Genomic DNA, 22,276 nt, shown 5'->3' with positions numbered 1-22,276 from the left:
AAATACTTGGCTGCATTTTTTTAAAGTTGAACATAAATATTATCTAGCGTCCAATGTATTCTCCTAAGTCACCGGTAAGCGAAAGAATATCAATCTCGGCTGCTTGCGCATTCATTTGGGCAGAGATTAAGCGGGTTTGTGCGTCAAGCAGCTTGTTCTGGCTTTCGCGTAGCTCCAGATCCGAAATGGCACCCAATCGATACTTCTCCCATGATGCCTCGGCGTTGCGTTGGGCAAGTTCCACCGAGTACTCCTCAACCTTTACCAACTCAATGGCTTGGTTTAGGTTGTTAACCAGCTTAAAGGCAGTGCTTTTTAACCTAAGCGACAGCTCCTGCTCGTTAAGCCTTTGGTTCTCGGCCAGTATCTTGGCATTGTTTATTCGCCGGTTGGCATTAAACCCATTGAAAAGGCTTATGGAAGCCCCTATCCCTAGGTTTGGGCCATTAGTTACGCTTAGTCTGGTTGACCCCTCGGGGGTGCCAATATGCGAAAAGTTGTAGGCACCACCTAGCGTAACTGTGGGGTAACGTGAGGCTAAGGCTTCGCTAAGCTCAAGATCTCCTATCTGTGTCTGGAGTCTAGCACTTAGTAGGTTCGGATTGAACTCCTTAATCTTTAGAAATATGTCATCGTTATTAGCCGCCGCAGGAACAGGGATAGCAGTGTTAATTGCAAATTTTATATCTGGATCTCTGCTAAGCAGACGGTTAAGCTCGGCTTTAAGGTTTACCAGGTGGCTTCCCTGCCGAATGTACTGCGCGCTGTCGGCCCTAAAGTCAACCTCCGATTGCAACTCCTGTAGCCCATACCCCACACCAATTAACGATTTTTCACGGGCAATTCGAAGGCGTTGGCGCGAAAGATCCATCTGCTCCTCGTAGTTTTTTAGCAACTTCTCGTTTAGCGCAATGTTGTAGAAGGTGTAGGCAATGTTGGCCACGGTGTTTTCCACCTCCATCCTAAGGTATAAATCGCTTTGCTGCTTGAACACATCGAGCTTCTCCTTGCGGACAAACATGGCGAACCCATCGAACACGGTCCAGTTTAGCTGCACTCCCGATGAAAGGGAGTATGTTGGGTAGCCCTTTTGGGTAAGCGTGCTCTCATCATCAAACTCGTAGTGTCTGTTCTGAAAGTTGTTACTTTGGTTAACATTCAAATCTAACCGTGGCAGGTAACCTGCATTTCCAATGGTGTTGTTGTTGGTTGCAATGGAAACATTGTTCTGTGCAATTTGAATTGAATAGCTATTCTCAAGCCCAATTCTAATGGCATCCTCAAGTGTTAACTCCTCCTGTGCAAAGCTTACCAAGGGAATTAAGCCCATCAGTAATGCTATTAAACTACTCCTCCTCATCATGAATAATATTTGCGGTTTTCTTTGATATGTAGGTGTACATTGCAGGTACAACAAAAAGTGTAAGCCCTAGTGCAAAAAGCAGCCCTCCAATAATGGTTATACCCAGAGGTATTCGGCTTGTTGAGGCTGCTCCAAGTGCCAGCGCAATGGGCAACGAACCAAAAATGGTTGAAAGGCTGGTCATAAGGATTGGTCTTAAGCGTTGACCTGCAGCTTCAATTACTGCCTTGGTTTTATCTAGCCCCTTCTGTTTTTTCTGGTTGGCAAATTCCACAATTAGAATTCCGTTCTTGGTTACAATACCCACCAGCACAATCATGCCAATTTGGCTAAAGATGTTCATGGTTTGCCCCATGATATAGAGCGATATGAAGGCTCCCGCAAGGGCAAGCGGAACGGTAAACATGATGATAAGAGGGTCGCGGTAACTCTCAAACTGAGCAGCCAGCACAAGGTAAACCAGAATTAATGCGAACACAAAGGCAAAGTACATGCTGCCCGAACTCTCGGCAAACTGCTCCGAGATACCCGTTAGGCTAGTTGTAAAGGTATCGTCAAGCACCTCGTTCGATATTTCGCGCATGGCTTCAATCCCTTGTCCAAGCGTTACCCCGGGGGCCGTTGATGCCCTAAAGGTAGCCGACACGTAACGGTTGTATCGATATCGTTGGGGGGTGGTGCTTTCCTCAGTGATGGTAATTAAGTTTCCTAGCTCCACCATGCTGCCCTTGTCGTTACGCACCATAATGCTGGTAATATCCGATGGGTCGTCGCGGAACTGGCGCTCGGCCTGTCCAATTACTTGGTACTGTTTGCCGTTGTGGATAAAGAATCCGTAACGTGAGCCTGAGAAATACATCTGAAGCGCCTCGGCAATATCCCTAACGGTTACACCCGTTGCGCGGGCTTTATCCCTGTCAATTTCTATTCTAAGCTCTGGCTTGTTGAATTTTAGGTTCACGTCAACCACTTGGAAGCGTGGGTCGTCCTGTGCCCGTTGAAGGAATATAGGTACTGCATCCTTTAGCTTCTCGAAGTTCTGTGCCTGCACCACAAACTGTACTGGTAGCCCTCCGCCTCGGCCTGCTCTAATGGTTTGATCTTGGGTAACAAATGCGCGAGCAAAGGTTTGGGTATTTAAGTATGCCTGAATTTCGTCGGCCAGCTGCTGCTGCGACTTTGATCGTTCGTGTGGCTCGCTAAGCAGTAGCCTAACAAAACCACTATTCTTCGATCCTGTCCAACCTGGCGACGACATGGCGGTAATTGCCCTACGCTCGGGCATGGTATCAACAAAGCTAATGACGTTCATGACGTACTCATCCATTAGCTCAAATGAGGTTCCTTCGGGGGCAGTCGCGTTAATGGTAATTCGACTCTTATCCTCAAGGGGAGCCAACTCCGATGGGATTTTTACACCCAGCAAACCAATTACAGTAACTGCTACCACCACAATAATTAGTGCGATCCACCGTCGGTTGATGAACGCAGTTAGTCCCCGTTGGTATGCATTCGATAGGTTGTCGAAAAGTCGACCCATGAATAAGGAGAATCTACTCTCCTTATGCTTGCCAGCCAAAACCCTAACGCTTAGCATAGGGGTAAGGGTTAACGCCACGAACGACGAGATAATTACCGCTCCCGAGAGCACAATGCCAAATTCGCGGAATAGCCTTCCGGTAATACCTTGAAGAAAAACAATGGGTAAGAATACCGATACCAAGGTAACTGTGGTTGAGATAATTGCAAAGAAAATTTCCTTTGTGCCCTCATGCCCTGCCTGGGTTGGATTCATCCCTTTCTCAATCTTCGAAAAGATGTTCTCCACCACCACAATGGCGTCGTCAACCACTAGCCCAGTGGCCAGCACAATGCCCAGCAGCGACAGCACGTTGATGGAGAAATCCATGATGTACATTATAAAGAAGGAGCCTATCAGGGCGATGGGTATGGTAACCATGGGTATAATGGTGGTTCTCCATCTACGCAGGAAGATGAAGATAACGATTACCACCAGCATGAATGCCATGAGGATAGTGTCCTGTACTTCCTTAACAGCCTTTCGGATGGAGGTGGTAATGTCGATGCCAATTGCCAAGCGAATATCCTCCGGAAGTTCCCTGTTTAGCTGATCAACACGGCGATAAACCTCATCGGCAATTGATATGTAATTTACCCCGGGCTGCGAGGTGATGGCTATACCAATCTGTGGCGTGCCATAGTTGCCCCGAAAGAGGGACATCTCGTTTTCAGGTGCCAATTCAGCACGACCAACATCTTTCACCTTTACCGGAATCCCATCTACCTCTCGGATTATCATATTGTTGAAGTCGTCCTCGGTTTCAAGCCTGCCCAACGTTCTGATCGACAGGTCGGTGTAGTAACCTTCGATGGTTCCCGTTGGGAGTTCAATGTTTTCGCGGCTAAGCGCTACCCTAATGTCACTGGGAGTCATTCCGTAGGCTGCAAGCCTATTGGGGTCAAGATGAAGCCTCATGGCGTACCTCTTTTCGCCCCAAATGCTTACCTCACTCACCCCAGATATGGTTTGTAGCCGTTCCTTAATGAGGTTGTTCCCAACATCCGACAGGCTCAATAGGTCTCTAGTATCACTTTGTGCTGTAAGCACGATGATCGTTTCTGCATCGGCATCGGCTTTCGATACCACTGGGGCATCAATATCGGGTGGAAGTCGGCGAACCACCTGCGACATCTTATCGCGAACATCGTTGGCTGCTGCCTCCATATCTACCCCTAGCTCAAACTCTACAGATATTCTGCTGCGGCCATCGGAGCTGGTTGATGTGATGGACTTGATACCCGAAATACCACTAAGTGCAGCCTCTAGGGGCTCGGTGATTTGCGCCTCTATTACATCGGCGTTTGCACCAACATACGAAGTTCCAACTGAAACAACGGGTGGATCTACACTGGGGTATTCCCTTATGCCTAGGTATGTGTAGCCAACTATCCCAAATATCACAATGATAATGGACATAACGGAGGCTAGCACCGGACGATTTATACTAAGTGATGTTAAATTCATTGATTTTCGTTATTGATGTATCTAATAATCGGCTTTGTAACTATTGTAAGCCAAAGATATGATTCAAGCCTTGCTTGGTGCAGGATAAGCGTTATGCTCAGTTTACCAATTGTCTACAATCGTGGTGTTAACTGGTGTTCCTTCTCTAACCTGTAGCAAGCCCGATAGTAAAAGCGTATCGCCGGGTTCAATGCCCGAAACCACTTCAACCGAGGTGGCTGTTCTGATCCCCGTTTCAACCGGTACAAAAGTAGCCCTGCCATTACGGGCAAGTATAACATTCTGACCACCTAGTACAGGAACTAATGCTTGTGGTGGAATTAGAATCGTTTCTGGGCTGCCGTTAAGGACAAACGATACCCTTGCAAATGAGCCAGGAAGCAACTCTCCCCGAGGATTAGCACAAGTAGCCCTAACCCTTAGAGCCCTTGTTTGCTGGTCAATGGCCGATTCGGTTGCATATATGGTGGCTTTGTACTCCGTGGGGTAGTGCCCTAGAGTAAAAGTCACCTCTTTACCCGCCTTCACACCGTAGGCATACCGCTCGGGTACTGAGAACTCAAGCCTTAAGGGGTTGTCTTGTATTAGTGTGGCAAGAACGGTGCTGGCTCCAATGAAACTCCCTGGGCTAACGTTGCGTAGGCCAATTTTACCATCGAAAGGAGCACGTATTTCAGCTTTCTCAATTTGTGCTTCGGCCAACCTTATCTCTGCTCTTATTCCGTCAACTCGGTTCATAGCCACATCAAGCTCCTGCTGGCTAAGCGCATTAATTTCTTTAAGCCTTTGGTTTCGCTCAAGGTTGTCTAGAGCAAGCTGAAGATCAGATTTTAATTTTTCCACTCTAGCTCTTATCTCACTATCGTTTACACGGGCAAGTAGCTGCCCTTTCTTTACCTGCTTCCCTTCGTCTAAGTGAAACTCTACGAGTTTACCCGTGGTTTCGGCTCTAAGTTCAACCTCTTCGCCAGCTATAAGGGTTCCCGACAGTGATAAACCTTGGGTTAAGGGGTGCAGCTCAACCACATAGGCGTTAACCTGTAAGCCTGAGCGGGCCCTATCGCTCCTCGTGTCTCCTCCTTTTTTCTCGTCGCTGCAGCTTGTTCCAACAAGTGTAATCGCAATAGCGATTGCTGCCATATGCATGATCCTCTTTATCATAAATAATGTGTGTTGAAATTATGTTTTGCTAATGTAAGACAACTATTTGTGCAAAAAGTTTAGATTCTCAAAATTATATTGCTTTGATTCAGTTGCAAATGGAGGGTTTAATACCCATACTCCCCACTATTCAATACTAACGATTACTTAGGTGTTTTTACTAATAGTAAAGCCTTGTAGTTGAAACCATAAAGTATGGTAAACAAATTTTTGATGATTTAGATTATTATATTTTTGCAACATTTGTTTAATATTGTGGAAAATATACCCTATTGCTTTGAATACAATCCGAGTTATTGAAGTTCTTAAGAAGAAAGATCTCAGAAAATTCATTCATCTCCCCGCAAAAATTCATAAGGATCACACCAATTGGGTGCCTCCAATTTATATGGATGAGAGGATTTTCTTCAACCCCAAAAAGAATTTAGCATTCAACCATAGTACAACTATTATTCTACTTGCCCAAAGGGGGCAGGAGGTGGTTGGTCGTATTATGGGAATTATAAACCATCAGTACAATGCGAAGCATAACGTAAAGGATGCTCGTTTCTTTTACTTTGATGCGTATGATGATGTAGAGGTGGCTCATGCTCTGATTAGGCAAGTTGAGCAGTGGGCGCTAAGCAATGGAATGGACCGGCTGATTGGCCCTTTAGGGTTCTCCGACAAGGATCCCCAAGGCCTACAAATTGAGGGTTACGATGAACCCAACGTGATTGCCACCAATTGCAACCTCCCTTATCTTGTCGATTTTGTATTAAGTGCTGGATACGAAAAAGAACTTGACCTGGTGGTTTACAAGGTGATGGTGCCTAGTCAGATACCTGAGTTCTACCTGAAAATCTATGAGCGAACTCTTAGCAACAATCCTGAACTTAGGCTAGTAAGCTTAAAGTCGAAAAGGGAGATTAAGCCATTAATTAGGCCTGTGCTTACCCTGGTGAATGAAACGTTTAAAGAAATTTATGGATTTGACGAGTTGTCGGAGAAGGAGATGGATGAGTTTGCTGCTCGCTACATGATGGTTCTTGATTATCGCTTCCTGAAGGTTGTTAAAAATCAGCAGGATGAAGTGGTTGCGTTTGTTTTAGGTATCCCAGATTTAAGCCAAGGGGTGAGGCGTAGCAAGGGGTATATGCTGCCATTTGGGGTTTTTCATGTCCTTAGATCCCAAAGGCAGACTAAGCAGCTAAACCTCCTGCTTGGGGCAATAAAACCCGAGTATCAGAATAAAGGCATCAGCACTATGCTTGGTGTATCGATGCTCAGTGAGGCCATTAAAGCGGGTATGACTCATATTGATAGTCACCTTGAGATGGAGACAAATTTAAAGGTACGAGCCGAGATGGAACGGATGGGTGGCGTTGTGTACAAAAAGTTTAGGGTGTTTTACAAAAACCTTAACGGGCAAGGGTAGCTTAAATCAGAAAAAAAATCAGAAACTGTTTAAGTTTAAATTAGCACTTTGATTTTCAGTTGCCACGGGCTTAAGCCCGTGGCAATTAGCAAAATGTTTTTAGGAATAAAACTTAAACAGTTTCTAAGAAGTTTTTGTCGAATGTATTTTAGAGGCATTACTAATAAACGCTGGTTTTGCTCACCATAGCTTACCAGCGTTTATTAAATTCATTTTATGGTAGTCTAGTATTGTATTAGTGACTATCAATCCCCATTCGCATTAGGTACAGGTGCTTTAGGGTTTTGGTTATCTCGGTCATGTACTCATTAACCGCCTTAACGCTACCGGGTAGGGTGTAAACAAAGGTGTTGCCCATGATTCCTGCAACTCCACGGCTAAGTAAGGCGTTGGGTTTTTCGGCACCATACTTCATCCTAATCATCTCCATAATGCCAGGTATTTCCTTGTCGAGCATCTCTTTGGCCACATCGGGGGTTATATCGCGCTCGCCAATGCCAGTTCCTCCCGTGGTAATCACTAGATCGTAGCCCATTTCCTTTGCTTTAAGCAAATTTCCGCGGAGCATCCTGTCGTCGTCGGGAATTACCATAGTGTCAACGGTGTGCTGCCATTTTATCGATTCGAAGAATTCGTCAACCTTAGCCACCACGGCAGGGCCGCTCTTATCGTCGTAGGTTCCCTTGTGGGCCCTATCGCTTAGCGTGATAACCATTACCTTGTAAATCTTGGGGGTGTACTCCAGCTCATCGCCGGGCTTGAGCGTGCCCGAGCGTTTTACCCACACAAAAATTCCCTCCTTGGGCATAACGCAGTTGCCCACCTCGCGGTAAATGGCGCAGCTATCGCCATGGCACTTTTTGCCAATTTGGGTAACCTCCAGCTCCACATCTTTCCCCACAAACCTATCGCCAGGCTTGGTGTTAACCAGTTCAACCCCTTCGGTGGTGATATTCTCAGCAAACTCGCCAAATTTAATTTCACGGCCGGCAAGCTGCGAAAACCGGTCGAAACTCTCTTTGCCCAGCATGCTAACCTGCCTGTGCCAATCGCCAGCGTGCGCATCGTTGGCAACGCCCATCTCATTCAGCTCAATGCTGGGTTGTGGCGTTTTTACCGTGCCCTTTTCTGTGGATATGTTTACTGATAGTACTTTTACCTTCTGCATAATTGTATTGTTTTGTAGATGTTACTTAACGTCGGTTTTTGTTTTCTCGTTTAGCTCTATTTCGCCAATAACCATGGCCTTGTCAACAGCTTTGCACATATCATAAATGGTTAACAGCCCTACAGATACCGCTGTTAACGCCTCCATTTCGACTCCGGTTTGGCCAATGCATTTCACACGGCTGTTCACCTCAACTCCAGTGTCCATTAGCGATGCTTTTACATCGACCTTGGTGAGGAGCAGGGTGTGACAAAGGGGGATAAGGTCGGCAGCACGCTTGGCTGCTTGTATTCCGGCCACTTCAGCTATGGTGAGTACATCACCCTTTTTCATGCTATTCTCGCGGATTAGCTGAATGGTTTCGGGGCTTAGCTTGATATGGCCTGACGCTTTGGCCTCGCGTATTTGGTTGGGCTTAGCGCCTACGTCTACCATATTGGCTTTGCCCTGCTCGTCGGTATGCGAAAATGTTGGTTTCATATGCTGTTGATGTTTGGATGCCTGCCTGTCTCGGGTCTCGTCATTATTTGACGAGATAACGAGAGCAGGATTGATTGTTAGATTATCCTCCAATATTATAAAATTCGCTGTTTGTGCTTACTCCTCCGCATGATGGCTTGTTATCGATGGCCTTTAGTATGGCTTGTCGCGCTCCCAGTTCCCTTACGTTGTAGCCAATATCGCTAAATAGGCAGGGTTTAACAATGCCATTGGCTGTTAGCCTAAGCCTATTGCAGATGGCGCAATCGCCGCCTTCGCCGCCCTCAACCACTCCGTGTACCCCAGTGTATAAATCCATAAGGGGGATAAATCGAACCTGCAGGTCGTTGTCCAGGGCAAACCTCTTCACCTCAAGGGCATCGGGCTCGTTCGACGACTCCTTCACCACACAATTAATCTTTATGGGTGTTAGCCCTGCTGTTTTGGCCGCTTGAATTCCTTCAATCACATCGTTGATGTTGCCCACCCGCGTAATCTGCTTAAAACGTTCGGGGTTTATGGTGTCGAGGCTAATGTTTACTCGCATTAGGCCTGCATCGCGCAGAGGTTTGGCAAGCTGTTTAAGTAGGATGGCGTTGGTGGTCATAGCCAGATCGGTAATGCCATCAATTTTGGCTATCATCTCTACTAAATCTACAATTCCTTTCCTAACCAGTGGCTCGCCGCCGGTGATGCGAACCTTGTTAATGCCCATATGCGCAGCAATGCGCGTAAAGTCGGCAATCTCATCGAACGAAAGTATGTCCTCGTGCCTTAATAACTTCACCCCCTCTTCGGGCATACAGTATGTGCATCGTAGGTTACAACGGTCGGTTACAGATATCCTGAGGTAGGTGATATGGCGGTTAAAGTGGTCGTACATCAACTAGGTCTCCTTTGCTTAATGAATTTACCCCAACGGGAATGATGATCATGGCTTGTGCCTGCGCCAGCGAAAATATGTGAGCCGAGCCGTGGTAATCTAGAAAATCGACCTCCCCTTTGCTGTTGAATTTGGCTGGGGCTAACGCTAGCCGCTCTGAGCGTTTGCGCGAAAAATCGGATGCCAGTGGAATCTTTACGATACTCTTGCTTGGCTTGTTGGCGCCCATCATTGCCAGAATTGCTGTGCGAACCAATAGATCGAATTGGAAGAGCGACGAAACGGGATTGCCGGGTAGTCCGAATACAAATTTATTGCCTTTAACGCCAAATAGAGTTGGCTTTCCGGGTTGTACAGCAATGGTTTGGAACTTGATGTCAACATCCAGCGATTTTAACACGTTGGGCACAAAATCGAAGTCGCCCATGGAAACGCCGCCGGTAAGTACCACCACATCGCTTTGAGCTAGCGCATTGGAAATGGCGTTGCGAGTGGCCTCCTCGGTGTCATCAACAATGCCACCGTAGTTGGGGATTGCTCCTGCGCGTACAACCTGTGCGTAAAGCTGATGGCCATTGCTATTGCGGATTTGGCTGTTAACAGGTTTTGCGTCTACCTCAACCAGCTCATCGCCAGTAATAAGGATTGATACCTTGGGTTGCTGCGCTACCACCACTTGGTTAATACCCACTGCAGCCAGAATGGCTATATGCTGTGGCTCAATTAGAGTGCCTTTGCCTAGCACCATATCTCCAATTTTCACATCCTCAGCAAATTTTGCAATGTTCGATTTTTTGAATTTGCCAGTAAAGTGAATGGTTTCGTTGCCAACCTCTTCAACCTCTTCCACCATTATTACACAGTCGGCACCAAGGGGAACCGGAGCCCCAGTCATAATTTTTGAGCAGGTGCCACTTTCTACCTCTTTCTGGGGCATCTGCCCAGCAGGTATCACCTCAATAACTTTTAGTGAGTACTCCAAATCGTCCTTACGGCAGGCATAGCCGTCTACAGCCGATTTGTTGAATGGGGGCATATTGATATCGGAAGTGATATCAACGGCCAATATCCTTCCCAAAGAGTTCCAAAGGGGTACTGTTTCGGTTGGCATTGCGGCTTTGGCGCACTCCAAAACCTTTGATACTGCAAAATCGAGGGTTACCATCTATATCAGAATTTTAAACAATGGCAAAAATGGCAAATATTCAGCTATTTGCCAAGCGTTTTGCAGGTTATTGCATAAGGAAAGGGGGTGTTATAAATCACTCTGCGATAGTTCTGTGATTTGGTGGAGTGCTATGGTACTGGTTTATCCTTATCTCTACGCCAAAAGAAAACCCCTTTCCGTATCATCAACCCGTAGATGCCCCGAACATAACCTGATTTTTCGACCAGGGGAACTAGCACGCTGCTAAATACGATGCTTATTAGGATTACTGCGTAGGTTATATCGCGAATAAACTCGCCTCCCTCTATGCCCTGTTGCAGTGGTATTGAAGCTAGCACGGCGGCAGCCAAACCTTTGGGAACCAAAACGCTCATTATGGTGAGATCGATGGTGGGCAGGGGGCGGCGAATGGAGATGCTCACCACTGGAATTCTAATGAAGTAGATAATAATGGAGATGAGCAGCCCAAACAGGATTGCCCAGATGTTGTTAAGCTCAATGGAGAGCCCTATGTAGATGAAGAAGAAGGTTTTGAGAAGGAACACTATCTCGCCAAAGAATACTCGCTCCGTCTCGTTAAGGCTTATGGGCTTGTTGGCTACTATTTTTTTGAGAAAGCTTACATTAAAGATTTCGATGTTGGCCAGGGTAATGCCAAAGGCCAAGGCCGATATGGCGCCGCTAAAGCCAAAGATCTCAGCGATACCATAAAGTATAAAAACAAATGCTGGAGTGGTGAAGATGGTGTTTCGTATAGTTCTTACACGGTTGAGCAGCATGGACCACACCAAAGCGCCAAGCCAGCCCATGGCAGCAGCAAAAATAAACGAGCTGATAATTTTCCATACAACAAATCCAACCCGTACCTCATCAACCTGAAAGGTTTCGAGCAGAGCCAATGCCACCACAATGCAAAGCACATCGCTTATGGCTGACTCAAGCACTAGCGTTGTTTTGGTATCCTCATGCACCCTTAGCAGCTGTACCATTGGAATTACCACTGCCGAGGATGTGCCCCCCAGAATAGCTCCCAGCATGAACGCAGCCACAGGGTTAAGTCGAAACACAAGCCAACCCAATACGCCAATAACCGTAGTGGTGGCAATAAAATTTGTGACGGTAAGGGCCGATGTGCCCCTAAAGGCTTTTTTTAGGGTGTCGAAACGTAGAGCTAAGCCGCCCTCAAAAAGAATTATTACTAGGGTAATGGTGGTGAACATTGGGCCAGCAATGCCAAAGTCATCGGGCGAAACAACTCTGAGCACAGGGCCAAGAATTAGCCCAATTATCATGAGCAGCAGTACATCGGGAATCCTTTTCCTCTCGAAAATTCCGGTGAACAGATGTGAAACAAAAACGATAAGGCCAACAAATACAATGATTAATGCGTTGTCCATTGTTCAGTAATCAAAAGTTGTGTTAACGGTTGGGGAATAAATCCATATAGATTGGTAAGTGGTCGCTATAGCCGCCGTGATACCTAAAGCCAATGTATGTTCTAAAGGGTCTTACGCCCACAAAGCTGTCATCCTCCTCGAGCAAGAAATCGCCTCGGTATATTTTCCCTCCATCAAAAGGAGTGTAAATGCCGTGCTTTCGGTTTAGTAAGCTTTTCGATACAATCATCATATCAATAATTTCCCATGCACCCTGGAACTTTAAAGTTCCTTCGCCTCTTGTTTCATACTCGTAGTGTAGGTTGTATAGCCCGTCGGGCTTAAGCGGTTCGGCTGGAGGTTCGGCTCTTAGGCCCTCCACTAGCGGGCGGCTTTTGGGGGTGTCGTTAAAGTCGCCCATAACGATGATGTGCGCATTGGGATGGAACACCATGATGGAATCGACCTTTTCGCGAACAATTTTGCCTGCGGCAATACGCCCGGGCTCGCTGGCTAGCGCACCTCCAAATTTTGAGGGCCAGTGGTTTACAAATACGTGTAGCGTGTCGTTGGTCGATAGTACCCCACGGGCATATAGAATATCGCGGGTTGCACGGTCGGGGTTGTCGGGGTAGGTAACCCGGAAAAATCGTTCCTCATGCACGGTGAACTGATCGGGGCGATAGATTAGCCCCACATCGATACCCCTAAAGTCGGGCGACTCCTTATGTACAATCTGGTAGTTAAATTTCGATAGCGGCGTGTGCTTGGTGATGCGCTCGAGCACAAATCGGTTCTCAATTTCGCAGAACCCAACCATTGTGGGGGGATCCCATTCGCCAACGGCAGTTATAACCTTGTAGGTATTGTTTACCTTCTCGGTCATACGGCGCCAAGTCCAGAACCTTGGGCCATCGGGCGTAAACTCATCGTCGTTCTTAAGGCTGTCGTTAAACGGATCGAAGAGGTTCTCCACGTTGTAGAACATGATGCGGAACCTATCCTGCGAAAAGGCATCCTGGCCTAGTGTTGCCAAAAACGCAATGGCCAAAAGAGAAAGCCTTATGGTGAGTTTTAGATGTTTCATCTTAAGTAATTTTTTAAGATTTTCTTGCGGTAAAGTTAGCAAGTTTTTGCTATGTAGTGTTGGGTCGCTGGATGTGTTGACACTATTTGATGTCAGAATCCTCAACCCTTTCGAACGCTCCAAGGTCAGGGCCTTTATCGGTCAGCCTGCTTATTCCCTTTAGGTCTTTGGGGAAAAGGGTGGCAATATCTGTTTTTCCAATATCCTTTGCGGGGCTTAGGGTGTCGAGCTCGTAATTCAGCGCAAATGGGTCGGTAAATTTTGGGTTTTCGGTAATGATGTTTCTGAATCGATTCGGATTGCTGATATCAAAATCGTTATCAACCCTTAGTATGGAGTTTTCGAAAAGAAAGTTCATCTCGGCATTTACAACTTGGCCTTGGTAGCTACTGTTTACATACAGCTCGTTGCTGCGCGATCCGTAAACAATGCAGTTGGCAAAGTGTGCCATATCAATGTCTCGTGGTTGAACATTTCCGTTCTCATCAATGTAGTAGTTCCAAAGGTAAAGGGCCGGATTTTTCCGGCTGATGTACTGTCCCCAGTAGTTGGCAATGGTGCAGTGGTAGAACTTGTAGCTGCCACCCCATGTAAGGGCCACGGTGTAGTCGGCGGTGTTGGCAAAAAGGCAGTTGCCAGCCTCCACGGTGGCGCCACGTGCCCAAAGCGCTGTGGCGCTCATATTCTCAATTCGGCTGTTGTGCAGCGTGAGCGTAGTGGTGTTGGCCAATCCCACGGTATCAACAATAATCCCGTGAATAGCATTTTTTATCTCGGCCCAATTAATAGTGCTACTATGGCTCCCAGCAGCAAGCCAAATGCCTCCCCACTGCCCGGCCTTGTCGCGGTAAAATGGTTCAAGCCTATCGCCTTCAAATACTACAGGATTTTCGAGGGTGCCATTCACGTGCAGCGTGCCGCTTACAACTAGCTGTGACTGGTTATGGAAGTGAAGCCTTGCTCCAGCTTCGATGGTTAGCTCAACATTGGGCTCAACGTAAAGGTAGTTGTATATAAGGTAGGGCTTATCGGCGCTAAATCTAGTATTTTCTGAGATTACCTCCTTGCTTAGCAGATGAACATCCTGCCCCCAGGCAACCAGCTTTACATCCTGAATATTGCCGTTTGTTTCGAAGATTATGGAGTCGGGTATAAGCAGGGGAGCGTTTTGGTTGGTGGGGTTTACATTTACATCAACAAAAATAAATAGGCTGTCGTTGCCTTTAACAAAAATATTTTGGGCGTGAGGGGTTGCCTCGCCATCTACATTCATTCGGTAGGGCGATGCTTGCCCCCCCGCAAGACGAATCGATGCAATCTCAATATCGCTTTTACTTGGGTTGTAAACCTTAAGGTGACGCGTGGCTGAGCCAATGGTGGTGAATACCGTATCGAACAGCACAGTATCGGCGCTAAAGCTAAGCTTAATGGATGGGTCAGTTGAGATGGTTTCCTTATAACAACTCGAAAACCAAATTATAATTAGGACAAGAATAGGGGGGAGAGCCCGTTTCATTTAATAAAATATTTTAATGCTATTGAGCATGTATGGTATACATCAACTCAATAAATAGAACCACCAAATATAGTAAATATTGTTGCCTTGGGCGATTTGTAAATTATAGATGTAAATGCCTAATTATTGTAGAGTAAATATTGTATGGCAAATGTGATTCTGCAGTGATATCGTAATCTGGTTACACTTTTTAAATCCTATTTAAAATCATCTAAATCAATGCTGTAAAGGTAAGGTGATGGGGTGGTAGAATACTCATCTTCAAGATAACCGCCTAGTATCAGTAGGCTATTGTTCGTCACAAAAAGTTCGGAATACTTTAGATATAGATCAATTGGGAATGAGCGAACTTCTTTGCTTTGAACGTTATAGGTTTGTATTGTCCCGTTTTCATAAATGTAAATGGTACCATCATAGTATGTTAATGCTGGTCTCTCAACAGGAAAGTAGAGCCGAGACTCGGTTTGCCATTCACCTGTAGTAATGTTGTAGGATTCAATTTCATTTAGAGGTGTGGTGTTAAACCCACCAACTAGGAAAATTTTGTTGTTTATAAGAACGCCTTTAACTTCCTTCGCTGCAGGCATATCGTTCAGTTCGTACCAGTAACCCGTTTCTAGGTTTAATAAGTGAGTCTTATTGGAGTATTCCTTAGTACCATCAGGTTTTAGTTTTGTTGAGCCACCCATAACAATTAGGTTGCTTTCATATACTACAGATGCAAAATTTATTGCTTTATGAGGATTGGTGCTATCCACTGTTTTTGTTCCAACTTCTATGTTGAATATTTCTATAGTCTCATCCAATAGTTCATACTTTCTATTCGCTGTTAACTGCTTTCCACCCAAAACTATAATTTTGTTATTGTAATAGTTAATATTGTGGTATGCTCTCTTTCTGAATTTAGTATTGCTAGTAGTCCATTCATCCGAATGTATATCATATGTATACATATTCTCCGAGTAGTTCTGCCATGAAAAATCGGCCTTGTGTTTTTTTAGAAAATCATCACCATACAATGCAAAAGCTTTTAATGCCTCATCACTTTGGTCTGAAGAGTTTCCTCCAATAACATAAATATTACTCCCCAACATCAACGCGCCAAATGAGTATAGCCCTTCCTTAAGCGATGCTAGTTTTTTATACCTTAGAGTTTGATTGTTACGCGTTTTCTGTAGTGTTATCTTTACCTCATCAACATTTTTAACACTCTCCACTAGAAATACTATAAAACCATCATCCCTAAGGTTTGAGTAGGAAATCTTTTTGGTTGAGTATCCTATATGTGAAAAGTAAAAGGTATCAGTATCAAAATTTTGGCTAAAGCGATTTAGATAGAATTCTCCATTTTCGTTGGTGTTTGTACCTTTCTCTTTATCCTTTATATGGATGTTTACCCCAAATATTGGTTTTTTTGTAATACTATCAAGTACTTCTCCTTGTATGCTTTGAGCGAGCAAACCGTTAAGGGATAGAATGATGACAAGGAATTGCAGAGTAATTTTATGAAAGTACTTCATCTGTACAAGGTGTTGCTATTCAGGCTTTTTTAACGTTCGTTGGTTTGAATTTGAGATTAATTTGTTTGGTAAGTTAGATAACCTAAACTAAGTTTGGTTTTCAAAATCTTGTTATCGTTCTTTTGGTATAAATCATTTAGCCTTATTTCGAGCATATTTCCAAAAGTAATTATTTGTTGCACAAAATCAATATATTTGTATGTGCAACTAAAACCTGTTACCTATGTTTCTTAAATTAAAACCATTAGGATTTCTGTCTTCCCTATCAATTTTTTTAATTATGTCGTGTACCTCAAATAATGTGGATTTAATTATTACAAACGCCACAATCTACTCGGTTGATGCCGATTTTACCATATACCAAAGTATGGCTGTTGCCAATGGAAAAGTTGTTGCATTGGGCGATAGCGAAACCATACAGAGTAAATATAAAGCTGATAATATAATCGATCTTGAGGGCAAACCTGTTTACCCCGGTTTAATCGATCCCCATTGTCATTTCTTGGGGTATGGGCTTGGGCTCAGGAATGCTTGGCTTGCCGGAGTGGGCTCGTGGGCCGAGGCGGTTGATAGGCTGGTGAAACATCAAAATAATTATCCTTCCGACTGGGTGCTTGGCCGCGGGTGGAACCAAAACGAGTGGGATGTGAAGGAGTTCCCCACCAAGGAACTGCTCGACAAAGCCTTCCCCGATAAGCCCGTTCTGCTTACCCGTATCGATGGACATGCTGCCATTGCCAACTCTAAAGCTATGGAATTGGCAGGCTTTAGTGCCGATACGCTGGTGACCGGAGGTGAGATAGTTAGGGTTAACGGAGAGCCAACTGGTGTGCTAGTTGACAATGCCATTAACCTAGTTCGCGATTTGGTGCCTGCCGATTCTAAAGACGATAAGGTGCTGGCTCTCGATAATGCTCAGCAAAACTGTTTTGCTGTGGGGCTAACCTCAGTAAGCGATGCGGGAACTGATTTAGCCGATGCTTTGCTTTTCGATGAGCTGCACAAGGCTGGCAAGCTGAAAATGAAGATAAATGTAATGCTAAATCCTACTCAGGAGAATTACGCACATTTTCTCGATAAGGGCGTGTATGTTACACCAAACCTATCGGTACGTACCGTAAAACTTTTTGCCGATGGGGCACTTGGCTCGCGCGGTGCGCTTATGATCGAACCATATTCCGATGCGCCCGGCACCATTGGGCTTCAACTCGAAACCACTGAGAAGTTAACGGCTGTTTCTCGTAAGGCGTACGAATCGGGCTATCAGGTGGCCGTGCATTGTATTGGCGATGCTGCTGCAAGGTTAATGATTGATATTTTTGAGGAGTTCTTAGAGCCCGACAACGATTTGCGCTGGCGCATTGAGCATGCACAAACCATTCACCCCGACGATTTGCCTCGCTTTGGTCGGCTGGCCATTGTACCCTCGGTGCAAACAACCCACGCCACCTCCGACATGATTTGGGCTGTCGACAGGCTGGGCGATAGGATAAAGTACGCATACACCTACCAAGATTTGCTGAAGCAAAATGGATGGCTACCCAACGGTAGCGATTTTCCCATTGAGCACATCAACCCGCTTTATGGGTTTTATGCCGGCGTGGCCCGTCAGAACATGGATGGTTTTCCTCCCGATGGCTTCCAAATGGAGAACGCCCTTACACGTGAACAGGCATTACGCGCAATGACCATTTGGGCAGCTAAAGCTGCCTTCGAGGAGGATGTTAAGGGTAGCTTAGAACCCGGTAAGGCTGCCGACTTTGTTGTGCTTGAGGATGATATTATGACCGCACCCAATAGCAAGTTGCCCAGCGTTAAGGTTGAGAAAACCTTTGTGAATGGTGAATTGGTTTATTCTATCAAATAAAAGATTTGCAATGAACCCTAAACCTTTAACTATTCAACCAGCCAAGGAGAACCAGCTCCTGGAGGTGCTTTATATTATCCGCGAGTGTGCAGAGCAGCTAATCGCCAAGGGATTAACATCATGGCACAATACGCATGACGATTACGCTGCCATATCGCTCGATATAAGGAGTAAGTATGTGTACCTAGTGTTTATTGGTAGGATACCCGTTGGAACCATCACCATTAAACCCGACGCCTCAGATGCTACCGTTTCGTACCTCGATCGGCTTGCCATTTTCCCTCACTATCAGGGCAGAGGCTTAGCCAAGGAGATGATTGATTTTGCCGAGGCGCATTCGCGGGAGCTGGGATTCAAGATGCTACGAGGTATTATCCCTATTGATGATGACTCACTTTGTAAACTTCTTGATAAAAAAGGATTCATTAATATGGGCGTGGCTCCTAGTGATTCCGAAGAATTTGTTAGAATGATTTTTGAGAAGCGGTTGGGTTAGAAGTATATTGGTCTGAATTTTACCCCATCTATTCTGTTATATTCCAGAGCAGGGAAGGGTACTTTAATCATATTGATTGTATGCAGTGCGGTACGAACCCATTTTCGCTTTGCAGGTAGTTTCGTTAAGTCGATATCAAAAGAAAATAGGTATTGCCTGTACCGGTCGAGGTGGGGGAAGGGCTCACCCCTGTACCAGGTTGGGTTTTCAAACTCCTTAATCATCCCGTTGGCACTGTATCCAAAGGCTATGTTAAGCCACGGGGGTAAGGCCTGTAATCCAGTAACACTCTTTAAGTTTATCGACAACCAGTGGGTGTGCCCATTGTAATCGAGGAAAAAGCTCTCCAAAGGGGTTTCCCCAAGTATGTGATGATACTTAGGGTACCCGCTGGGCGAGTACGAAAATTTCATCAGCATTTTTTGCTCGCCCCACAGCGCTTGTTGTGCCGAGAAAATTGCTGAGCCAAAGGCGTTGGCGCCTACATCCCACCATGAGAAACCCCAGCCCTCGTATAGCCCATCAAAAATTTCGATGGGTAGCTGAAAAAGAAAACCCACAGGACCTCCCCAAATTAATGCCTGATTATTGCTAAGGCCAGCCCAACGAAGCGCATGGTAGGCGGCGTAGCTCTCCCAGTAAGCGGCGTATGCATGGCCAAATTTATCCATCTGCAGGTACCCTTTACCATCGTTATAAAAATGGAATGGAACGCGCTCGTGATCCTTATACCAAACCAAGCTTAGGAATGAAAGCCCACCAACATAGATCCCCCCACCAGCGCTAGCAACAATATACAATTTGTTGTGGTGCGACGAGTCGGGCAGAGATGTATCGTCGCAATTAGCCCTTGAGCTGAGGCTGATGAGCAAAGCAACTGCTAATGGGATTAAGCGCTTATCCATTGTTTCAACCAATTGGTGTAATTGCACATTTAGTATGTTCTAGTCATTGATGTGGGCACCACAATTATGAAATCGGCAAGATTTAAATGATCCTCGTAAAGGCTACTCAAATCGTTCTGCAGAACTGTGGCAATGGTGCTGATTGTGACGTTGGGCTTATACTGATTTAGGTACCATACAATGCCCTCGTAGTTGTTGGAGTGGTACGTGCCGTGGTAGTGCAAAATGGTATTATGGTCAGTTAAGTGCTCGGCAATAACCCATCCCATGGTAGCATCTTTTATGGCCTGTGCTTTGGGAAAATTTTCGTTGGTCGACCCACCTTTGCCGGGCATCCCCATCATGCTTAGCATAGCTTGGTAGCCAGGTAGTTCAGGGTCGTAAGGAGGGGGCAGGGGAGAAATGTACCTTTTGGCTTCATCGGTTAGTTTTTCAAGTGCCTCAAACCCTCCCGTTGCAACCATCGATGCGTAACGACGCGGGATATTTGTCCCTAGGAAAAAAAGATTATTCGCCTTGGCGAACTCAACCAGAGGCTTATAATCCGTTTTGTAATTGTTCCAAAGCCGTGCCTCGGCCTCAAACCTGCCCTGCGATATTAATCCCTGAAGATACTCATCAAGTAGCAGCTGGTTGTCGGTTTCAAACATTTCGGCACCAAGGATTAAGGTGTGCCCTTTTATATCAAATAGTCTTTTGGTCAGCTCCAGCTGCAACCAGTGGGCTATGGGATTATCATGCAGCTCCCCGAATAGTACTACCTGGTTATTACTCACCTGGTTGGCCATGGTGCCAAAATCTGACAACTCACCTTCCCCTGTAAATATGCGGTATGCATCAAGCGTTTGCGCTATTGAAATTGAAAAAATTGAACAAACGATCAACAAAATAGTTATCTTTTTCATACATTTAACGCGTTTAAGTTCGACGTAAAGCTAAATATATTGATTTAATAATCATTTTATTCTTAGTGCAAATTTAAATTAGTTACCATGGAGATTACCCGTCTATTCGATTTGCTTGAGCAAGGCAAATCAATTTATGGCAATAGGCCTGTGCTTGCTTGCAAGCAGAATGGGAAATGGATTGAGTACACCATTGCTGATTACATCGAAAATGCAAATTACCTTAGCTTTGGCCTTCTTGCCAAGGGGTTAACCAAGGGCGATAAAGTTGCCACCATATCCAATAACAGGCCAGAGTGGAATTTTGTTGACATGGGGGTAAGCCAGGCTGGTATGGTGCACGTGCCCATTTACCCAACCATTAGCAACGAGGAGTATGCACATATACTATCTCATTCGGAAGCAAAGGTGGTCTTTGTGTCCGATAAGCAGCTCTACGAAAGTATTAAGCCCATTGCCGATAAAATCCCCACCATCCTGAGTGTATATATTTTTAATGATGTTGAGGGTATTCCAAGTTGGATGGAAATTGTTGCGAATGGTAAAGATAACGCCAAAGGTATGGCCGGTAAGCTAAGCGAGATAAAGCCAACGGTACAACCCGATGATTTAGTGTCGATAATATATACCTCAGGAACTACTGGTCTTTCCAAGGGTGTTATGCTATCGCATAGGAATTTTCTGAGTAATGTGGAGGCAAGTTCGCAGCTGTTTCCTTTAGGCCCTGGCGATGTTTGCTTAAGTTTTCTTCCCCTAAGCCATGTGTACGAGCGGATGGTAAGCTATTACTATCAATATAAGGGTATATCCATTTATTACGCCGAGAATATGGGGACGATTGCCGATAACCTTAGAGAGATTAGTCCTACCGTTTTTGTAGCTGTACCCAGAGTTATAGAAAAAACCTACGATAAGATAATTGCCAAGGGCAAGGATTTGACAGGTATTAAGAAGCAGCTATTCTTTTGGGCTGTAAACCTTGGATATCGCTACAAGGAGCAGGGTAATGGGTTTTTCTATAACCTCCAGCTTAAGGTGGCCCGTAAGCTTATTTTTAGCAAGTGGAAAGCCGCCCTGGGAGGTAAGGTCAAATTCATTATCAGTGGAGGAGCAGCCCTACAACCTCGCTTGGCACGTGTGTTCTTTGCGGCAGGGGTTCCAATCTATGAGGGGTACGGGCTCACCGAAACATCTCCGGTTATTGCAGCTAATCAGCCTATTGACCCCGATTGCATCATGTTTGGTTCGGTTGGTACGGTAATAAAAAATATAGAGGTGAAGATTGACGACGATGGAGAGATTCTGATGAAGGGCCCAAGCCAAATGTTAGGGTACTACAAATCGCCTGAGCAAACAGCTGAGGCTATCGATGCCGATGGTTGGTTCCATACAGGCGATATTGGTAAGTTTGAGAAGGGAAAGTTTTTGGTTATTACCGATAGGAAGAAAGAGATGTTTAAGCTCAGCAATGGCAAGTATATTGCTCCTCAGGTGATTGAGAACAAGCTTAAGGAATCGTTCTTTGTGGAGCAGGCGATGGTGGTTGGTGAAAACGAGAAGTTTGTGAGTGCCATCATATCGCCCAACTTCAGCTTTGTTCACGACTGGTGCTCGCGCTACAAAATACACTACGAGAATAATATTGAGTTGATAAAAATTCCCGAGGTGATTGCTCGTTTCCAGAAGGAGATAAATGTCCTGAACAATCAGCTGGGGAGCCATGAGAAAATTAAGCGTATCCGTTTGGTATCGGAACAATGGACTCCTCAAACCGGAGAACTATCGCCTACCCTAAAACTGCGCCGTAGGGTAATCTACGATAGGTATGAATCGATACTTGAAGAAATTTATGGCCACTCTAAGAATCAGGAGGCAAGAGGAGTCAATGGGGATGAGGAGTAAGAATCGAATATGAGAT

At 45.4% G+C, this 22,276-nt stretch carries 17 protein-coding genes; 4 read left to right on the top strand and 13 right to left on the bottom strand.

The annotated features are described in order from the left end of the window. Positions 1–43: 43 nt before the first annotated feature. From G8O23_RS02460 to G8O23_RS02450, 3 genes are all read right to left on the bottom strand, one after another. On the bottom strand, positions 44–1,360 hold the full coding sequence (locus G8O23_RS02460) for a TolC family protein (RefSeq protein ID WP_166361408.1): 1,317 nt from the start codon (positions 1,358–1,360) through the stop codon (positions 44–46). Then, positions 1,347–4,409, bottom strand: coding sequence for an efflux RND transporter permease subunit (locus tag G8O23_RS02455; protein ID WP_166361406.1), 3,063 nt, complete (start codon positions 4,407–4,409; stop codon positions 1,347–1,349). Before G8O23_RS02455 ends, G8O23_RS02460 begins: the two co-directional genes overlap by 14 nt. A gap of 102 nt (positions 4,410–4,511) precedes the next feature. After that, positions 4,512–5,570, bottom strand: coding sequence for an efflux RND transporter periplasmic adaptor subunit (locus G8O23_RS02450; protein WP_166361404.1), 1,059 nt, complete (start codon positions 5,568–5,570; stop codon positions 4,512–4,514). A gap of 277 nt (positions 5,571–5,847) precedes the next feature. Here G8O23_RS02450 and G8O23_RS02445 point away from each other — a divergent pair, with 277 nt between their 5' ends. Further along, positions 5,848–6,987, top strand: coding sequence for a hypothetical protein (locus G8O23_RS02445; RefSeq protein ID WP_166361402.1), 1,140 nt, complete (start codon positions 5,848–5,850; stop codon positions 6,985–6,987). Positions 6,988–7,222: 235 nt separating this feature from the next. On the opposite strand, the gene G8O23_RS02440 is transcribed toward G8O23_RS02445, so the two are convergent. The 8 genes from G8O23_RS02440 to G8O23_RS02405 form a co-directional block, all read right to left on the bottom strand. Next, positions 7,223–8,155, bottom strand: coding sequence for an MOSC domain-containing protein (locus G8O23_RS02440; protein ID WP_166361400.1), 933 nt, complete (start codon positions 8,153–8,155; stop codon positions 7,223–7,225). Positions 8,156–8,176: 21 nt separating this feature from the next. Then, positions 8,177–8,635, bottom strand: a complete 459-nt coding sequence (gene moaC, locus G8O23_RS02435; RefSeq protein ID WP_166361398.1) for a cyclic pyranopterin monophosphate synthase MoaC — start codon at positions 8,633–8,635, stop codon at positions 8,177–8,179. Positions 8,636–8,717: 82 nt separating this feature from the next. Beyond that, a complete protein-coding gene (locus G8O23_RS02430; RefSeq protein WP_166361396.1) occupies positions 8,718–9,518 on the bottom strand; it encodes a GTP 3',8-cyclase MoaA in 801 nt (266 codons plus the stop codon). After that, positions 9,502–10,683, bottom strand: coding sequence for a molybdopterin molybdotransferase MoeA (locus tag G8O23_RS02425; RefSeq protein ID WP_166361394.1), 1,182 nt, complete (start codon positions 10,681–10,683; stop codon positions 9,502–9,504). The genes G8O23_RS02430 and G8O23_RS02425 overlap by 17 nt, the downstream gene beginning before the upstream one ends. A 131-nt stretch (positions 10,684–10,814) precedes the next feature. Next, positions 10,815–12,083, bottom strand: coding sequence for a cation:proton antiporter (locus tag G8O23_RS02420; RefSeq protein WP_166361392.1), 1,269 nt, complete (start codon positions 12,081–12,083; stop codon positions 10,815–10,817). Between the two features lie 22 nt (positions 12,084–12,105). Continuing rightward, a complete protein-coding gene (locus G8O23_RS02415) occupies positions 12,106–13,149 on the bottom strand; it encodes an endonuclease/exonuclease/phosphatase family protein (protein ID WP_166361390.1) in 1,044 nt (347 codons plus the stop codon). Between the two features lie 82 nt (positions 13,150–13,231). After that, positions 13,232–14,665, bottom strand: a complete 1,434-nt coding sequence (locus G8O23_RS02410) for a hypothetical protein (protein ID WP_166361388.1) — start codon at positions 14,663–14,665, stop codon at positions 13,232–13,234. A gap of 197 nt (positions 14,666–14,862) precedes the next feature. Next, a complete protein-coding gene (locus G8O23_RS02405) occupies positions 14,863–16,185 on the bottom strand; it encodes a Kelch repeat-containing protein (RefSeq protein ID WP_166361386.1) in 1,323 nt (440 codons plus the stop codon). A 280-nt stretch (positions 16,186–16,465) separates the two neighbouring features. Here G8O23_RS02405 and G8O23_RS02400 point away from each other — a divergent pair, with 280 nt between their 5' ends. Beyond that, entirely contained in the window at positions 16,466–18,052 is a 1,587-nt protein-coding gene (locus G8O23_RS02400) for an amidohydrolase (RefSeq protein WP_219932374.1), read from the top strand. A 10-nt stretch (positions 18,053–18,062) separates the two neighbouring features. Then, entirely contained in the window at positions 18,063–18,548 is a 486-nt protein-coding gene (locus G8O23_RS02395; RefSeq protein WP_166361382.1) for a GNAT family N-acetyltransferase, read from the top strand. On the opposite strand, the gene G8O23_RS02390 is transcribed toward G8O23_RS02395, so the two are convergent. Continuing rightward, positions 18,545–19,453 carry a DUF2279 domain-containing protein gene (locus tag G8O23_RS02390; protein ID WP_166361380.1) on the bottom strand — a complete coding sequence of 303 codons (909 nt, stop codon included), beginning with the start codon at positions 19,451–19,453 and terminating at the stop codon, positions 18,545–18,547. The genes G8O23_RS02395 and G8O23_RS02390 overlap by 4 nt on opposite strands. 29 nt (positions 19,454–19,482) lie before the next feature. After that, the gene (locus G8O23_RS02385) at positions 19,483–20,358 is read right to left on the bottom strand and encodes a ChaN family lipoprotein (RefSeq protein WP_166361378.1); all 876 of its coding nucleotides are present in this window, start codon (positions 20,356–20,358) and stop codon (positions 19,483–19,485) included. A gap of 87 nt (positions 20,359–20,445) precedes the next feature. Between G8O23_RS02385 and G8O23_RS02380 the strand changes: the two genes are divergently transcribed. Continuing rightward, positions 20,446–22,260: an AMP-dependent synthetase/ligase gene (locus G8O23_RS02380; RefSeq protein ID WP_166361376.1), complete on the top strand. Its 1,815-nt coding sequence runs from the start codon at positions 20,446–20,448 to the stop codon at positions 22,258–22,260. The last annotated feature ends 16 nt before the right edge of the window (positions 22,261–22,276 follow it).

Source organism: Perlabentimonas gracilis (assembly GCF_011174675.1).
Taxonomy (GTDB): domain Bacteria; phylum Bacteroidota; class Bacteroidia; order Bacteroidales; family Tenuifilaceae; genus Perlabentimonas; species Perlabentimonas gracilis.
This window is presented reverse-complemented; position numbering and strand designations above follow the sequence as displayed.

Bases quoted from the DNA above. Each gene is read 5' to 3' on its own strand.
- G8O23_RS02460 (WP_166361408.1), bottom strand. From the start codon at position 1,360: ATGAGGAGGAGTAGTTTAATAGCATTACTGATGGGCTTAATTCCCTTG.
- G8O23_RS02455 (WP_166361406.1), bottom strand. From the start codon at position 4,409: ATGAATTTAACATCACTTAGTATAAATCGTCCGGTGCTAGCCTCCGTT.
- G8O23_RS02450 (WP_166361404.1), bottom strand. From the start codon at position 5,570: ATGATAAAGAGGATCATGCATATGGCAGCAATCGCTATTGCGATTACA.
- G8O23_RS02440 (WP_166361400.1), bottom strand. From the start codon at position 8,155: ATGCAGAAGGTAAAAGTACTATCAGTAAACATATCCACAGAAAAGGGC.
- moaC (WP_166361398.1), bottom strand. From the start codon at position 8,635: ATGAAACCAACATTTTCGCATACCGACGAGCAGGGCAAAGCCAATATG.
- G8O23_RS02430 (WP_166361396.1), bottom strand. From the start codon at position 9,518: ATGTACGACCACTTTAACCGCCATATCACCTACCTCAGGATATCTGTA.
- G8O23_RS02425 (WP_166361394.1), bottom strand. From the start codon at position 10,683: ATGGTAACCCTCGATTTTGCAGTATCAAAGGTTTTGGAGTGCGCCAAA.
- G8O23_RS02420 (WP_166361392.1), bottom strand. From the start codon at position 12,083: ATGGACAACGCATTAATCATTGTATTTGTTGGCCTTATCGTTTTTGTT.
- G8O23_RS02415 (WP_166361390.1), bottom strand. From the start codon at position 13,149: ATGAAACATCTAAAACTCACCATAAGGCTTTCTCTTTTGGCCATTGCG.
- G8O23_RS02410 (WP_166361388.1), bottom strand. From the start codon at position 14,665: ATGAAACGGGCTCTCCCCCCTATTCTTGTCCTAATTATAATTTGGTTT.
- G8O23_RS02405 (WP_166361386.1), bottom strand. From the start codon at position 16,185: ATGAAGTACTTTCATAAAATTACTCTGCAATTCCTTGTCATCATTCTA.
- G8O23_RS02400 (WP_219932374.1), top strand. From the start codon at position 16,466: ATGTCGTGTACCTCAAATAATGTGGATTTAATTATTACAAACGCCACA.
- G8O23_RS02395 (WP_166361382.1), top strand. From the start codon at position 18,063: ATGAACCCTAAACCTTTAACTATTCAACCAGCCAAGGAGAACCAGCTC.
- G8O23_RS02390 (WP_166361380.1), bottom strand. From the start codon at position 19,453: ATGGATAAGCGCTTAATCCCATTAGCAGTTGCTTTGCTCATCAGCCTC.
- G8O23_RS02385 (WP_166361378.1), bottom strand. From the start codon at position 20,358: ATGAAAAAGATAACTATTTTGTTGATCGTTTGTTCAATTTTTTCAATT.
- G8O23_RS02380 (WP_166361376.1), top strand. From the start codon at position 20,446: ATGGAGATTACCCGTCTATTCGATTTGCTTGAGCAAGGCAAATCAATT.